9 protein-coding genes and 1 pseudogene are annotated in these 15,740 nt (G+C 59.6%); all 10 read right to left on the bottom strand.

Translation table 11 applies throughout. The features are described 5' to 3' along the window. Positions 1-131: 131 nt before the first annotated feature. A pseudogene (locus ACE3QP_RS15500) lies at positions 132-452 on the bottom strand (IS21 family transposase); the annotation flags it as partial. A gap of 432 nt (positions 453-884) precedes the next feature. After that, a complete protein-coding gene (locus tag ACE3QP_RS15495) occupies positions 885-2,372 on the bottom strand; it encodes a glutamate synthase subunit beta (protein ID WP_374437388.1) in 1,488 nt (495 codons plus the stop codon). A gap of 20 nt (positions 2,373-2,392) precedes the next feature. Beyond that, positions 2,393-7,147, bottom strand: a complete 4,755-nt coding sequence (locus ACE3QP_RS15490) for a glutamate synthase-related protein (protein ID WP_374437387.1) — start codon at positions 7,145-7,147, stop codon at positions 2,393-2,395. 129 nt (positions 7,148-7,276) lie between these two features. Continuing rightward, complete coding sequence (locus ACE3QP_RS15485; protein WP_374437386.1) at positions 7,277-7,993, bottom strand: transposase; 717 nt, start codon at positions 7,991-7,993, stop codon at positions 7,277-7,279. A gap of 48 nt (positions 7,994-8,041) precedes the next feature. Then, positions 8,042-9,118: a deoxyguanosinetriphosphate triphosphohydrolase gene (locus ACE3QP_RS15480; protein ID WP_374437385.1), complete on the bottom strand. Its 1,077-nt coding sequence runs from the start codon at positions 9,116-9,118 to the stop codon at positions 8,042-8,044. A 65-nt stretch (positions 9,119-9,183) separates the two neighbouring features. Next, positions 9,184-10,320 carry a 3-dehydroquinate synthase gene (gene aroB, locus ACE3QP_RS15475; protein ID WP_374437384.1) on the bottom strand — a complete coding sequence of 379 codons (1,137 nt, stop codon included), beginning with the start codon at positions 10,318-10,320 and terminating at the stop codon, positions 9,184-9,186. After that, on the bottom strand, positions 10,317-10,874 hold the full coding sequence (locus ACE3QP_RS15470) for a shikimate kinase (RefSeq protein WP_374437383.1): 558 nt from the start codon (positions 10,872-10,874) through the stop codon (positions 10,317-10,319). Before ACE3QP_RS15470 ends, aroB begins: the two co-directional genes overlap by 4 nt. 57 nt (positions 10,875-10,931) lie before the next feature. Then, positions 10,932-13,052, bottom strand: coding sequence for an Ig-like domain-containing protein (locus ACE3QP_RS15465; RefSeq protein ID WP_374437382.1), 2,121 nt, complete (start codon positions 13,050-13,052; stop codon positions 10,932-10,934). 24 nt (positions 13,053-13,076) lie between these two features. Continuing rightward, a complete protein-coding gene (gene pilQ / locus ACE3QP_RS15460) occupies positions 13,077-15,233 on the bottom strand; it encodes a type IV pilus secretin PilQ (RefSeq protein WP_374437381.1) in 2,157 nt (718 codons plus the stop codon). Beyond that, on the bottom strand, positions 15,230-15,640 hold the full coding sequence (locus tag ACE3QP_RS15455; protein ID WP_374437380.1) for a pilus assembly protein PilP: 411 nt from the start codon (positions 15,638-15,640) through the stop codon (positions 15,230-15,232). Before ACE3QP_RS15455 ends, pilQ begins: the two co-directional genes overlap by 4 nt. Between the last annotated feature and the right edge of the window lie 100 nt (positions 15,641-15,740).

The following is a 15,740-nucleotide window of genomic DNA, read 5'->3' as shown; positions in this document are numbered from 1 at the left end:
ATGATGTCCAGCACCAGCGCCGTCTTGCGCTTGGCTGTCCATCGCTTGATCTCGTCTTCCATCAGGGTGCTCATGTCTTCTTCCTTTCGACACTAACACCTGAGCAGCTATTCACTGGGTCAATACATGGCGCGCCACTCGCGGATGTAGTCGGTCTGTCGGCTGTAGCCGCCGGCATAGCCCGCCGTAACGAGTTGCGCAAACAGCGCCTTGGCGGTGCGCCGCTCCTTCTTGGGCCGACGCGCGTCGGCCAGCAGGGCCTGCTGGACGGTCTCGATGAAGGGGGCCAGCTTGGTGGACACCGGCGGGCGCCGGTACTGGGGGACTTCGGCCTTGCCAATGCGCAGGTACTTGCGCACCGTGTTGCGTGCCAGGCTCGTTGCCTTGACGATCTCGCGCACCGACTTCTTCTCGCGGTGATGCATCCGCAAGACCTTGCCAATCTTGGCCATGGTGATCACTCCTCACGCCCCCGCCCTCTGTGGATAAATCGGGCAGGGTAGGTTGAACACCTGGGTCAAATTTGGATCGGCAGATCCTTCACAAGTGGGTCAAATTTCGGTCGGCGCCAACAGGTGTCTTCCACATTAAGCTACGTGGACACGATCCTTGCTGCCTCGGCTGCTGTGTTCAAGACGACTTGGCCGGACGCATACTGCCCATTGGTAGAGTAGAGATGTGGCGCGGTGGCCGTAGGTCCAGGTTGTCTGTTGGCCGCCCCTTTCGTCTGGCGGTGCCCGAGTACCCTCGCCGTAGCTCCGTCTCCACATCCCCCTCATCGAACCGGACCGCGGATCTCCCGCATCCGGCTCTTTTCCGACACATCAAGCCTTCGCATTCGAGCGGCCATAGCCAACGAGCAAAGAGCCACTCTTGAGGCTCAATTAGCGTGGCAAGCTTGAAGATCCCATCAGAAATCGGTCCACCGCGTGCGCGGCCTGACGCCCCTCGCGAATCGCCCACACCACCAAGCTCTGCCCCCGCCGCATGTCACCCGCGGCAAAGACTTTCGGGACGCTGGTTGCATAGCCACCGCTGGCGTCGGTTCCTGCTTGAGCGTTACCGCGCGCATCGCGCTGCACATTGAAGGCCTCCAGCACCGAGACCACCGGGGCGGTAAAGCCCATGGCGAGCAGCACCAAGTCGGCCTTCCATTCCTTTTCGCTCCCGGGCACTTCCTTGAACTTGCCGCCCTGCCATTCCAGTTGGACGGTGGTCAGGCTCTTGATGCGCCCCTTGTCCTTGCCGGTGCCCGGATTGAAGGACTTGGTGGCGATGGAGAAGACGCGCTCGCAGCCCTCCTCGTGGCTGGAGCTGCTGCGCAGTTTGATCGGCCAGTAGGGCCAGGTCAGCGGGCGGTTCTCCACTTCCGGCGGCTGGGGCATCAGCTCGAACTGGGTGACGGACGCGGCGCCGTGGCGGTTGCTGGTGCCCACACAGTCGCTGCCGGTGTCACCGCCGCCGATCACGATCACATGTTTGCCGTCGGCACGCAGCTGGTCCTTGAGCTTGTCGCCCGCATTGACCTTGTTCTGCTGCGGCAGGAACTCCATGGCGAAGTGCACGCCCTCCAATTCGCGGCCGGGTACGGGCAGGTCGCGCGGGCTCTCGGCACCGCCGGCCAGCAGCACGGCGTCAAATTCCGCCTGCAGCTGGGCTGCCGTCACCACGGTGGTGGCGTCGTTGGTGATCTTGGCGGCCGGGCCTTCCTTGGGCAGCTCACCCACCAGGGTATTGACACGGAACTCCACGCCTTCGGCCTGCATCTGGGCCACGCGACGGTCGATGTGGGACTTCTCCATCTTGAAGTCCGGAATGCCATAGCGCAGCAGGCCCCCGATGCGGCTGTTCTTCTCGAACACCGTGACGCCATGACCGGCACGCGCCAGTTGCTGTGCTGCTGCCAGACCGGCGGGGCCGGAGCCGACGACGGCCACCTTCTTGCCGGTCTTCTGTGCAGGCGGCTGGGGCTGCACCCAGCCTTCCGCCCAAGCGCGGTCGATGATCGCGTGCTCGATCGACTTGATGCCGACCGCATCGCCGTTGACATTCAGCGTGCAGGCGGCCTCGCAGGGTGCCGGGCACACACGGCCGGTGAACTCCGGAAAGTTGTTGGTGCTGTGAAGCACCTCAATGGCCTGCTGCCACTGCTGGCGGTAAACGAGGTCGTTGAAGTCCGGAATGATGTTGTTGACCGGGCAGCCGTTGTTGCAGAAGGGTGTGCCGCAGTCCATGCAGCGCGCGGCTTGGGTCTTGCTGTCTTCGGCCGAGAGGCCAATGACGAATTCCTTCCAGTTCTTGAGGCGCACCTTGACGGGCTCGTAGCCCTCTTCCAGGCGCTCGTACTCCATGAAGCCGGTGACTTTTCCCATGATTGCTTTCCTTGACTGGCTTACTTGGCAGCCGCGCGCGCGGCAGCGGACTTGACGGCTTTGGCCTTGGCCACCGCTTCAGCGGCTTCCTCAACGGCCGCACGGCTGAGCTTCTTGCTCGCCATCTCGGCCAGCGCCCGCTTGTATTCGTGCGGGAAGACCTTGACGAACTTGGCGCGGCTGTCGGCCCAGTGGTCGAGCAGCTGGCGTGCGCGCAGCGAGCCGGTCCACTTGTGGTGAGCCTCGATCAAGCGCTTCAGGATGGCTTCATCCGGTTCGGCCTTGCGATCGATGTGGTGCCAGGTGGCCGGATCCTGTGTGCTTTCCTGCTCCTCGCGCGGCAGCACCTTGTCGAGCGCCACCATGGCGGTGTTACAGCGCTTGGCGAACTGGCCGTCCTCGTCGTACACATAGGCCACGCCACCGCTCATGCCCGCAGCGAAGTTGCGGCCGGTCTTGCCCAGCACCACCACGGTGCCGCCGGTCATGTATTCGCAGCCATGGTCGCCGGTGCCTTCCACCACCGCCGTGGCGCCTGAGAGGCGCACCGCAAAGCGCTCACCCGCCACACCGCGGAAGAAGGCCTCGCCGCTGGTGGCGCCATACAAGGCCGTGTTGCCCACGATGATGTTGCTGCCCGCGTCGCCGCGGAAATCGATGGACGGGCGCACCACCACGCGACCACCCGAGAGGCCCTTGCCAGCGTAGTCGTTGGCATCACCGATCAGGTAGAGCGTGATGCCCGCGGCCAAGAAGGCGCCGAAGCTCTGGCCTCCGGTGCCCTCCATCTGCATGAAGATGCTGTGGTCGGGCAGTCCTTCCGGGCGGCGGCGGATCAATTCGCCGCTGAGCATGGCGCCCACCGAGCGGTTGAGGTTGCGCGCGTCTTCCATGAACTGCACGCGCTCGCCGTTTTCGAGCGCGGGCAGGCAGCGCTGGATCAGCTTGTTGTCCAGTGCCTTGTGCAGACCGTGGTCCTGGGCCTCGACGTGGTAGCGAGGCACCTCGGCCGGTACGGTGGGGCGATGGAACACGCGGCCAAAGTCCAGGCCTTGTGCCTTCCAGTGGGCAATGCCCTTCTTCATGTCCAGCAGTTCGGCGCGGCCGATCAGCTCGTCGAACTTGCGCACCCCCAGCTGGGCCATCAGCGCGCGCACTTCTTCGGCAATGAAGAAGAAGTAGTTGACGACATGTTCCGGCTGGCCGCTGAACTTGGCACGCAGCACCGGGTCTTGCGTAGCTACGCCCACCGGGCAGGTATTGAGGTGGCACTTGCGCATCATGATGCAGCCGGCCACCACCAGCGGCGCGGTGGCGAAGCCGAACTCGTCGGCGCCCAGCAGGGCACCAATCACCACGTCGCGGCCGGTCTTGAGCTGGCCGTCCACCTGCACGCGGATGCGGCTGCGCAGGCGGTTCAGCACCAGGGTCTGCTGCGTCTCGGCCAGGCCCAGCTCCCAGGGCGTGCCGGCGTGCTTGATGGAGCTCCAGGGCGATGCGCCGGTGCCACCATCGTGGCCGGCGATCACCACATGGTCGGCCTTGCACTTGGCTACGCCGGCGGCAATGGTGCCCACACCCACCTCGCTGACCAGCTTGACGCTGATGTCCGCCCGCGGATTGACGTTCTTCAAGTCGTGGATCAGCTGGGCCAGATCCTCGATCGAGTAGATGTCATGGTGCGGCGGCGGGCTGATGAGACCCACGCCCGGCACCGAGTAGCGCAGGAAGCCGATGTACTCACTGACCTTGCCGCCGGGCAGTTGGCCACCCTCACCCGGCTTGGCGCCCTGGGCCATCTTGATCTGGATCTGATCGGCGCTGACCAGGTATTCGGTCGTGACGCCGAAGCGGCCCGAGGCGACCTGCTTGATCTTGGAACGCAGGCTGTCGCCGCCCTTGAGCGTGTAGTCGGCCTCGACAACCTTGGCGCCGATCACTTCGCTGACCTTGGTGCCATCCGCAATCGGGATGCCCTTGAGCTCGCTGCGATAGCGCGCCGGGTCCTCGCCGCCCTCGCCCGTGTTGGACTTGCCGCCAATGCGGTTCATCGCGATCGCCAGCGTCGTGTGCGCTTCGGTGGAGATGGAGCCCAGGGACATGGCGCCCGTGGCGAAGCGCTTGACGATCTCTGTGGCGGGCTCGACTTCTTCGATGGCAATCGCCTTGGCCGGGTCGAACTTGAACTCGAACAGGCCGCGCAGCGTCATGTGGCGACGGCTCTGGTCGTTGATGATCTGCGCGTAGTCCTTGTAGGTCTCGAAGCTGTTGGCACGCGTGCTGTGCTGGAGCTTGGCGATCGCATCGGGCGTCCACATGTGCTCTTCGCCACGTGCACGCCAGGCGTACTCACCACCAGCATCCAAGGCCTGAGCCAGCACCGGGTCGTCACCATAGGCGGCGCGGTGCATGCGCAGGGCCTCTTCGGCCACTTCAAAGATGCCAATGCCACCCACCTGCGTGGGCGTGCCGCGGAAGTACTTGTCCACCAAGACTTTCTGCAGGCCCACCGCTTCGAAGATCTGCGCACCGCAGTAGGACATGTAGGTGCTGATGCCCATCTTGGACATGATCTTCGAGAGACCCTTGCCGATGGCCTTGGTGTAGTTGTAGAGCGCCTTTTCCGCGCTCAAGTCGCCCGGCAGCTCCTTGTGCAGGCTGACCAGGGTTTCCATGGCCAGGTAGGGGTGCACGGCTTCGGCGCCAAAGCCTGCCAGCACGGCGAAGTGGTGCACCTCGCGCGCCGATGCGGTTTCCACCACCAGGCCGACCGTGGTGCGCAGGCCCTCACGCACCAAATGGTGATGGATGGCCGAGAGCGCCAGCAGCGCCGGAATGGCCACCTGGCCGCGATTGGCCTTGCGGTCGGTGATCAGGATGATGTTGTGGCCGCTCTTCTGCGCGTCGACCACTTCCGCACACAGGCTGGCGATCTTGGCTTCCACACCCTCCTTGCCCCATTCCACCGGGTAGGTGATGTCCAGCTCGTAGCTCTTGAACTTGCCATGGGTGTGGCGGGCAATGTCGCGCAGGCGCGCCATGTCCTCGAAGCTCAGTACCGGCTGCTCCACCTCCAGGCGCACCGGCGGGTTGATGGCGTTGATGTCCAACAGATTCGGCTTGGGACCGATGAAGCTGTTGAGCGACATCACGATGGCCTCGCGGATCGGGTCGATCGGCGGGTTCGTGACCTGGGCGAACAGCTGCTTGAAATAGTTGTAGAGCGGCTTGTTCTTGTCGCTCAGCACGGCCAGGGGCGAGTCATTGCCCATCGAGCCGATGCCTTCTTCGCCCGTGGCGGCCATCGGGCTGAGCAGGAACTTGATGTCCTCCTGCGTGTAGCCGAAGGCCTGCTGGCGGTCGAGCAAGCTGTCTTCGAAGACTGCGGGTTCCGCCGGGGAAACGTCGATGCCGTCCAGCTTGATGCGGACGTTCTCGATCCACTGGCGGTAGGGTCGGCTGCTCGCCAGCTGAGCCTTGAGTTCGTCGTCCTCGACGATGCGCCCCTGCTCGAAGTCGATCAGGAACATCTTGCCCGGCTGCAGGCGCCACTTCTTGACGATCTTGTTTTCGGGGATCGGCAGCACGCCGCTTTCCGAAGCGAGCACGACGAGGTCGTCGTCAGTGACGATGTAACGAGCCGGGCGCAGACCATTGCGGTCCAGCGTGGCGCCGATCTGGCGGCCATCGGTGAAGACCATGGCCGCCGGGCCGTCCCAGGGTTCGATCATGGCGGCGTGGTACTCATAGAAGGCGCGGCGGCGCTCGTCCATGAGTTCGTGCTGCTCCCAAGCCTCCGGGATCATCATCATGGCGGCATGGGCAAGCGGGTAGCCGGCCATCACCAACAGCTCAAGCGTGTTGTCGAACGTGGCGGTGTCGCTCTGGTACTCGAAGCTGATCGGGTAGAGCTTCTTCAGGTCCTCGCCAAGCACGGGCGATTTCATGACCCCCTCGCGTGCGCGCATCCAGTTGAAGTTGCCCTTGACCGTATTGATTTCGCCGTTGTGCGCAACCATCCGGTAGGGGTGCGCCAACGGCCATTCGGGGAAGGTGTTGGTGGAGAAGCGCTGGTGCACCAGGGCAAGCGCGGAGACCACACGCGGGTCCTGCAAGTCCTTGTAATACGTGCCGACCTGGTCTGCCAGCAAGAGCCCCTTGTAGATGATCGTGCGGCAGCTCATCGAGGGCACGTAGTACTCACGGCTGTGTGTGAGCTTGAGTGCCTGGATGGCGGAGCTGGCGGTCTTGCGGATCACGTACAACTTGCGCTCGAGTGCGTCTGGCACGATGACATCCGGCCCCCGGCCGATGAAGATCTGCTTGAGGACAGGCTCCTTTTCCCGCACCGTGGGAGACATCGGCATCTCGCGGTCCACCGGCACGTCGCGCCAGCCCAGCAGCACCTGCCCCTCAGCTTTGACGGCGCGCTCCAGCTCCTGAATGCAGGCCAGACGCGAGGCGTGCTCCTTCGGCAGGAAGATCATCCCCACGCCGTATTCGCCGGGTGGCGGCAGGTTCACTCCTTGGGCGGCCATCTCGGCTCGGTAGTACTCATCGGGGATCTGGATGAGGATGCCGGCGCCGTCGCCCATCAGCTTGTCGGCCCCGACCGCTCCGCGGTGGTCGAGGTTTTCCAGGATCTTCAGGCCCTGCTGGACGATGGCGTGCGTGCGCTGCCCTTTGATGTGGGCCACAAAACCGACGCCGCAAGCGTCCTTCTCAGCCTCGGGCCGATACAGGCCGGACTCTGCCAAGGCTTGGCGCTCGTTCATTTGGGGTGCAAGGTGGGCTTGATCGGACATGGGCTACTCCAGCTCGGGACTGCCCGAAGCCTAGCGCGAAGCGGCCCGTAACCTCCTGGAAACAAATTAGGGTCAGAGTGCAAATCAGAAGCCGACAAGTCAGGCTTCGTTTTTTATCGGGGACAGAGTTGTTTGTCGGCGCGGCCGTCCGACTGGCCGTGGAACCAGCGATCGTTCGGTCTGCGCCGCCAAGGCCCGCGCACCCGCAGGGGTCAGTAGCGGCCACCCGCTGTGCACGTGTTTTCGAATGCGCTCCAGGAGCGCCGGCGGCACCCCTTCTGCCAGGCCTTGCCGGTGGCGAAGCTCGCGCTCGAATGGCGTATTGCCCATGGCCCAATAGCAAGGGTGCTCACTGACCAGCGCATCTCGACGCAGGCCGAGGTGATGCGCAGCGCTACTCCAGGGGTAGTTCATCGCCAGCTCGCACAAGCCTGCCCGCACCGGCTGCAACTCGACGTAGCGGAGCAGATTCTCAAAATAGGGCCCGTCTTCCGCCAGCATGGTGCGAAACCGACCTTCCCAGAGCGTGCCGGAGCGAGCATGCCGCCGGTTGAAATAAGCGACATAGCGCCGGCCCAGTGTCTGCATAGCCCGGGCCAAGCTGTAATCGGACTGGGGTGTCACCAACAGATGAACGTGGTTGTCCATCAAGGCATAGGCATGCACCCGCACGCCATGCAAGCGTGTGGCCTCGCGCAGAGCCGTGAGGTACTGCAGTCGGTCTTCATCGTCGTGGAACACGACCTGCCGGTTATTGCCGCGCTGCAGCACGTGGTGCAGCGCACCGGGGATGATCAGACGGGCTTGGCGTGCCATTTTCGGAGGCCTTGTTGACTCTGGCCCCATTTTGGAGCCGAGCAGGACTCACGCCGCGTCGAACAAGCGCTCCCCCGTCAATCGCTGATGCTCGCGCACTGCAAACCGGTCTGTCATGCCTGCCAAGTAGTCCGCCACGGCGCGCGCGGGTTCCGCCTCCCGCGCCTCCGGCACGCCAATTTGCATATAGATGGCGAACAAGTCCGCCAACAGTTTCTGGGCCAGCACGCGCTGGGATTCGACTTGAGGATGCCGGTACAGGCGCGCAAAGAGGAACCGCTTGAGGTCTCTCAGTTGCCCAGCGACCTCAGCGCTGTAGCCAACCAGCGGAGGCGCCGCCCGCACATCGTCGACCGTCAGCACACCTGAGGACTGCAAGCGCTGCTGCGTTGCCAGCACCAAGTCCTGGACGCCTGTGCGCAGAAGCCGCCGCAGGGCGGTGTACAGCAGCACCCGCGAACTGAGTGGGCCCTTCTGCTCGCTCTGCACCTGGTGCACCAGCTCCGCCAGAAAGGGCTGCGCCAGCCAATCCTCAGCATTCAGCAAGCCAGAGCGCACACCGTCATCGACATCATGGGCGCAGTACGCAAGTTCGTCTGCCAAGTTGCACAGTTGCGCCTCCAGGCCGGGCTGCCGCCCCGCCAGGAAGCGCGCGGCAACACCACCCGGTTCTTGCGCATCCAGCAGCTGCGCATTCTGGGCACTGCAGTGCTTGAGAATGCCCTCGCGTGTTTCAAAGCAAAGGTTCAAACCTGGAAACTCAGCGTAACGACGCTCAAGCCAGTCCACCACCCTCAAGCTTTGAAGGTTGTGTTCGAAGCCTCCATGCGCGGCCATGCACGCGTTCAGTGTGTCCTGGCCAGCATGCCCAAACGGCGTGTGTCCGAGATCGTGCGCCAGCGCAATGGCCTCGGTCAGATCCTCATTCAGTTGGAGGTTCCTTGCCATCGAACGTGCGAGCTGAGCCACTTCCAGCGAATGTGTCAGGCGCGTTCGAAACAAGTCCCCTTCATGATTCAGAAAGACCTGCGTCTTGTAGACCAAGCGCCTGAACGCCGAACAGTGAACGATTCGATCCCGATCGCGCTGGAAGTCGTCACGATCCCAGGCTGCCTCCTCGATCATTCGCCGACCAATTGACCGCTCCGGGTCACAAGCAAAGGGCGCAAGAGTGGGAGCCACTTAGCGGCTCAGGCGGTATGAGCTGAAATCGCTATCCAAGCGGTGTCCTCTGGCGCATAGCGCACACAGGCCTGACCCACTCTGGGGATCAGAACGTACCGGATCTGCCCTCCAGCCGACTTCTTGTCGCCCTGCATGAGGCGCAAAAAATCATCTCGAATTAAGCAGGGCGCTTTGATCGGCAACTCTGCACGCTGCAATAGCTCCCGGAGCCGAGGTACTTCTTCTGCGGGCAAACCCACAGTGGCCACCGATAGCTCCATTGCCATCAGCATCCCAAGCCCAACTGCCTCACCGTGCAGGAGTTGCCCGTAACCCAATCCCGCTTCTAAGGCGTGGCCAAACGTGTGCCCGAAATTCAGAATGGCACGAACACCCGATTCATGTTCGTCAGCGCCAACAACCGCTGCTTTGATCTCACATGCTCGCCGGATAGCGAGGGTCAGAGCCTTACGGTCCCGCCGAAGCAATGCTTCTATGTTCTGTTCCAGCCACGCGTAGAAGGCCGGGTCTGCTATGGGGCCGTACTTAATTACCTCGGCAAGCCCCGCCGCAAATTCCCGCGGGGATAGCGAATCAAGCACTGAGATATCGGCCCAAACCGCTTCAGGCTGGTAGAAAGTACCGACTAGGTTCTTTCCCTGCGGTAGGTTGATGCCATTTTTGCCGCCTACTGAAGAATCCACCTGCGCCAACAGTGTAGTGGGTACTTGGACGAATCGCACACCCCGCATGTAGATCGCAGCAACGAAGCCAGTAATGTCGCCAACGACCCCTCCACCTAGAGCGAACAACACCGTTTGCCTATCAGCACCACGCGCCGCCAACTCAGAAAGCAAATATTGAAGAGTCTGCCAGTCCTTTGCCTGCTCGCCGTCGCGCACCAGCAGTCGGTCCACTCGCTTAAAGCGCCCCAGCAACGCTTCCTCGAGTCGGTCCCCATAGAGTGCATCCACAAGCGGGTTCGTCACGACCACCGCCAGCTCCCCGCCCCATTGGCCCACCTCCAAGCAATCCCGGAACGTTAGATCACCAATGCAGATTGGATAGTTTCGACTTTCGAGCTGCACTCGCAACAAGCCAGAAGGCTCTGCTCCAAAGTCAAAGGGCGTCAGCGAAAGGGGCGGGACCGTTGGAAGGTTCATCCGGCCAGTTTAATCGTAGAAGGCAGGTGCCCCCCAAGCTCCAACTGCATGCAGATCCAATTGACAAGCCCCCAAGCAGTACTTCGGTTGGCTTCAACCACATAGTGAGCGGTCTGCCTGTAGAGAGGGTCGCGCTGCGCGGCCAACTCCCTTAGCTTTCGCAATGCGTCAACCCCTTGTAGCAGCGGCCGCTTGTTGTCGTTCCGCAGGCGATGCGCCAGCTCAGTCGGAGTACTTCGCAGGTAAAAAACAAGCGATTTATCGCGGAGGAGTTGCCTATTTTCGCTTCTTAAAACAACTCCACCCCCGGTTGCCAGAACCATGGATTCCGGCCTACTCAAACAGGAAGCGAGCACTGTGCTCTCCATTTGTCGAAATTGCTCCTCTCCGCACCGATCAAAAAATTCCCTGATACGCATGCCAGACGCAATTTCAACCAACGCATCCGTGTCTAAAAGCTCCAATGCAAAGTGCTGAGCCAGCAAGCGCGCGATGCTGCTTTTACCCGAGCCAGGTAACCCAATCAAGCTGATACGAATATTTCCGTCATCCACGCTCCACGAACTCCTGTGCTTCCTCAGGCCGTACAAATTGCCATCGAGAGGTGAGCACTACTGCTTGGAGACGCAAATGCTATGGGTGCTTCCCAGCCCTCGAGGCGAAACAGTGCTAATAAAAATCGTACCACTCGAGTCAACATCAAAATCGAACACAACAGCACCCCCGGTAGGTTTGGAGGTACTAGGAACGGGGGATCCACCCGCCACGGAAACCTTAATTTTGCCAGTAGCTGACGCCGTTATCACCGTTCCGGCTGGCATGGGATTGTAGGCAATGGGGTTGGCGTCGGCCACGGTAAAAGAGATGGCCCCTGACTGCGGAAGGCCCGAAATACACGCGCCTGGTGCCAACCGGTGTGTAAATTTCACTGGTGCATCACTGCCATCGTAGTAGTGAATCAATTCAATTCCCTCACCCTGAGGCGCCCCTGAAACTGGGAAAGAAAAGTCGAGCAGACGGGCGGATGATGTAGAGAGAATGGTTTGAATAGATCTCCGAACGTACGCTCGTCCCCATCCAGAATTACAGGAATTCGGTTTGACAGGAATGGTTACGCCCAAATCAAGCAAAGGAGAAACTGCAGATCGACATGCGGAAGCTCCTGTCAACCCAAGCGAAACAAACTGGTCTTGGCTGTTGCTATACCCAACATTCGGATTGAATCGCCCACTGGTATAGACAGTTGCAGGGTCTTCACCCCCAAAATTGAAGAGTCGGTCGACAAATATATCGCCCAGGTCTTGGTAGTCCTCATTTGCGTCATAAACGTTATTGCCATTCGCGTCTAGAAATGACTCCTCACCAAGCGCATAGGCGACCAAAGTGACGCGCCCGTCCAGCGGCCTAGGCTCAGAGCTCAGATAGTTGGCCGTTGTCGAACTGAGTCCATTCGCGATCGCGGTCAACTTTGTTGACTGAATTTGACCCGCTTCCGCCACGAAGTTTATTGCCGTTCCCTCGGGTACAGGGTTGCCGAGTCGGTCAGAAGCAATGATGGTGTACGTGTTAGCTACACCGTCATAGTTGTAACCTTCAATATTGATGGTTCCCTGCGACAGCGAGAAGTTCAGTTGGGACGGCAACCCGACAGCAACAGCCAAGCTACTAGATACAGTTGATATGGTACTGCCGACTAGAGTGGCCTTGACACGCACGGGGGTGGGCACTGTCCCCGCATTGATTCGGACTATGACCTCTCCATTGGCGTCTGTCTTCTTCGAAATTTTGGTCGTCTGACCATCCAGGAGAATGCCACCGGAAAATGTGGTCAGCTCAAATTCGACCAACTGTTCCGGTACACCGTTGCCATTCGCATCGTTTACCTTGAACTTGACGTTCGAGTTTTCGACGTAGCCACTACCCTTTAGGAAAATGGTCGAAGGCGTTGCCGAAACGAAGCCCACACTCGAAACCGTCGGCGACGTCAAGCTCAAGCTAAGAGCAGACGTAAGAGTCGTCCCGGTTACCGACACTTGTATAGAGTCAGTTGCGGACGTAGCCCCGCATCCATTATCGCGGTAGGTAAATGCAGCGCGCCCCGTGGTGGTGGTCACGTCGGCCGGTGTCAGGGTCGCCCTCCCCGCAGCGACGCAGGCCGAACTAGCGACCACCTTCACTGGCACACCCGAAGTAACGCCACTGAGTTGTAACGAAAGCGTGGTCTGCCCATAAGCAGCCAGCGTTGAAACATCCGAGACAAACGAAGCAATGGCAACGTTTGTTGCAGTCATCTGAAAGCCAGTCGATCCGGTAATCAGAACACCACCGACCGTAGTGGTTGCAATCACAGCATCCGCACCAGAGGAGTCCGAGTTCAGAGGAAATACCTGAACCGTGGCCAAGCCGTTTTCGTCGGTCAAAGCAGTTTGCGCACTAAAACGCGCCTGCTGTTGGCTAGATGTGAACGACACCACTTGCCCCGGTATCGGCGCCCCTGCCTTGGTTGTCAGTTTCACAGTAACCGTCGCTGGCGAGGCCGTTGTAACAGTTGTGGACGACAGAGCAACGGTGACGACGGCGGGATCTGTGTTGCCCACCCCTCCCCCTCCTATTGCCGGCGTCCCAGCAGATCCACCGCCGCCTCCACACGCAGTAAGCCCCAAAGCCACCATCGCGCTTAGCAGTGCCGCAGCAGCAAACCTGACCAAACCAATCTGTGCACACAAACTCATATCGAAACTCCCGTCGCGCCAGACTTAACGCAGACTTGTACGCTCACTAACCACTTTCGGGGTGAGGAAGATCAGCAACTCGGTCTTATTAGCAAGTCGCGACTTATTTCGGAATAGCGCCCCCATATAGGGAATATCACCAAGCAGCGGCACCTTATTCACGCTATCGATTTCCTCAAGCGTGAAAATTCCCCCTATCACAACGGTACCGCCATTCTCGACCAGGACTTGAGTCTTGACGTGTTTATTGTTAATGGCAAAGCCGGCAGGCGTAAGCACACCTCTGCTGTCCTTATTTACGTCAACATCCAATATAACATTGCCTTCCGGCGTAATTTGGGGCGTAACCTCCAGCTTCAACACGGCCTTTTTGAAGGTTACGGCTGTTGCACCATTTTGGGCGGATCCCAGATAAGGAATTTCCTCCCCTTGCTCGATCAGCGCCTTCACTTGGTCAGCCGTAATAACTCGCGGACTGGATACAATTTTTCCTTTGCCATCAGCCTCGAGCGCCGATAGCTCCAGGTTTAGAAAGCGGTTAGCAGTAGCACTAAACAAAGTTGCTGCGATCGAAGCTGCGTTTACGCTATTGATTGCTGCCGCGGGCAGGTTGATGAACTGGGTATTGGCAAAATCGACTTCCACGCCTTGGCCAGTTTGATAGCCAGAAGATGCGTAATTTCCACCGAAGGCCAAGTAGTTATTACCTCCAACAGAATACCCCGGGATTCCACCCTGCAATCCGCGCAAATCGCTGGCTCCGAGCTTTACGCCCAACGAACGACCGAACTTATCGTCCGCCTCCACAATTCGCGCTTCGATCAAGACTTGGCGTATGGGGACATCAATGCGTCGTACCAAGCCTTGCACCTCTTCAAGCTTTGAGGGAATGTCGGAAACAAATATCTGATTAGTCCTTGGCTCTGGATTGACACTTCCTCGCGGGGAAAGAACTCGTCCGGCTTGTTGCCCACTAGTCGCGCTACCACTGGAACCAGACCCAGTCAGAACTCTGACCACATCCTCAGCCTTTATATAGTTCAGCTGGAAGGCCTGCGTACGAGTCGGCTCTAGCTGGGCTTTTGCAGCTTGCGCCTCGTAGTCCAACTTTTCTTTCGTAGCTAGCTCTTCCTTGGGCGCTATCCACAGGACGTCGCCCGTCTTGCGCAACCCAAGACCTTTTGCTTGCAGGATGATGTCCAACGCCTGATCCCATGGAACATCCTTCAAACGCAAAGTAATTGAGCCACCAACTGAGTCGCTCGTAACCACATTGAACTGCGTGAAGTCTGCTATGACCTGGAGCAGCGCGCGGACCTCAATGTTCTGAAAATTGAATGAAACCTTTTCGCCGTTGAAACCAGGCCCCTGTGTTAGCTTGTTGGAGTCAAATCGTACAGGACGGATCTCAAGTACAAACTGATTGTCACTCTGGTAGGCGGAATGCTCCCAGTCGCCCTTGGGCTCGACCTGCAATCGGACCTTATCGCCTTGCTGTGTCACAGTGACAGACTGTACTGGGGTACCGAAATCAGTTACATCCATCCTCTTTCGCAAGGCCTCAGGGACGGAAGATTTTAGAATTTCGACGACCAGGAACTGTCCTTGCTGCTGTATGTCGACACCCATCTGTGCGCTGGGGAGTCCAATAACTACACGCCCCGCCCCATCGGAGCCTCTGCGGAAGTCAATATCCTTGAGGTTCAGAGTTGCCACATTCTCAGCGAGGGAGAAGTGCGAGCTTTTGGTTGCGATGGCCTGCGGTTCCTGCGTCGCTCCTGCAGACTCCAAAATCAGCACAAGGGCATTGCCTTGAAGCTCAGCTCTGTAGTTTGCCGAATTGCGAAGATTCAGAACCAAACGTGCCCTATCTCCTGCCTGGGCAATCGCCACCGAGCGCACATTGCCCTGATTGATATCGACTGAGTTCTTACCAATAGCATTACTCACGCCCGGCAAGTCAATGGCGATTCTTGCCGGCGCTTGGATTGTGAACCCTCGAGGCACATCCTTTAAGGGTTTGTCAAAATCCACTCTTACGACCTCAGCCCCAGCCTGCTGCGTTGCCTGAATTGATTTCATCAGGTTCTGCGCCCAGCCCAAGCCGGGGAAGCAGAATGTCAGCACCACGGTGAGTATTGCTCCACTTCGCTTCACAAGGTTCTCCTGCTTAGTATTCATCGCACTGCCTCCTGAAGCGTCAGGGTACTGGTCTTTTCAACCCACTCACCAGAGGGATCCTGGACAATTTCCCGGAGTACGACCTCTGCCTCACTGATCTTGAGGACTTTTCCAAAATTTTGTCCGAGGTAGTCACCAGGCTTGACGTAGTAAAGTAGGCTGTCCACCTTCAAGATAGCGTGGCGCACACCCTGACGAGCCATACTCCCTACCATATGCATACTATCAAGCGGGTATGCCTCAAGCGGCTCGCGGCGGCGATTCATTTCGGCAGCAAGCGCTGAGTTTGGCTGGGCAGCTTCTTGTTTTGACGCTACGCTGAGCTTCTGAATACTGAAGGGCTCAACTCCATCAAGACCATCGTAACTCTGAGGCAAAAATTTCTTAGGCGGAACCAGAGCTTGCACGCTAGGCTTGGCTGCACGACGCTCCGACTCGGTCCACTGCTGCAACTCGTCCAGGTTCGCCGAGCACGCCGCGAGTAAGAGCAGTGGAAGGACAGAACCA

This window comes from Inhella sp., from assembly GCF_041912635.1.
Lineage (GTDB): Bacteria > Pseudomonadota > Gammaproteobacteria > Burkholderiales > Burkholderiaceae_C > Inhella.
Note: the sequence above shows the minus strand (reverse complement) of the source record. Positions and strands in the feature narration are given on the sequence as shown.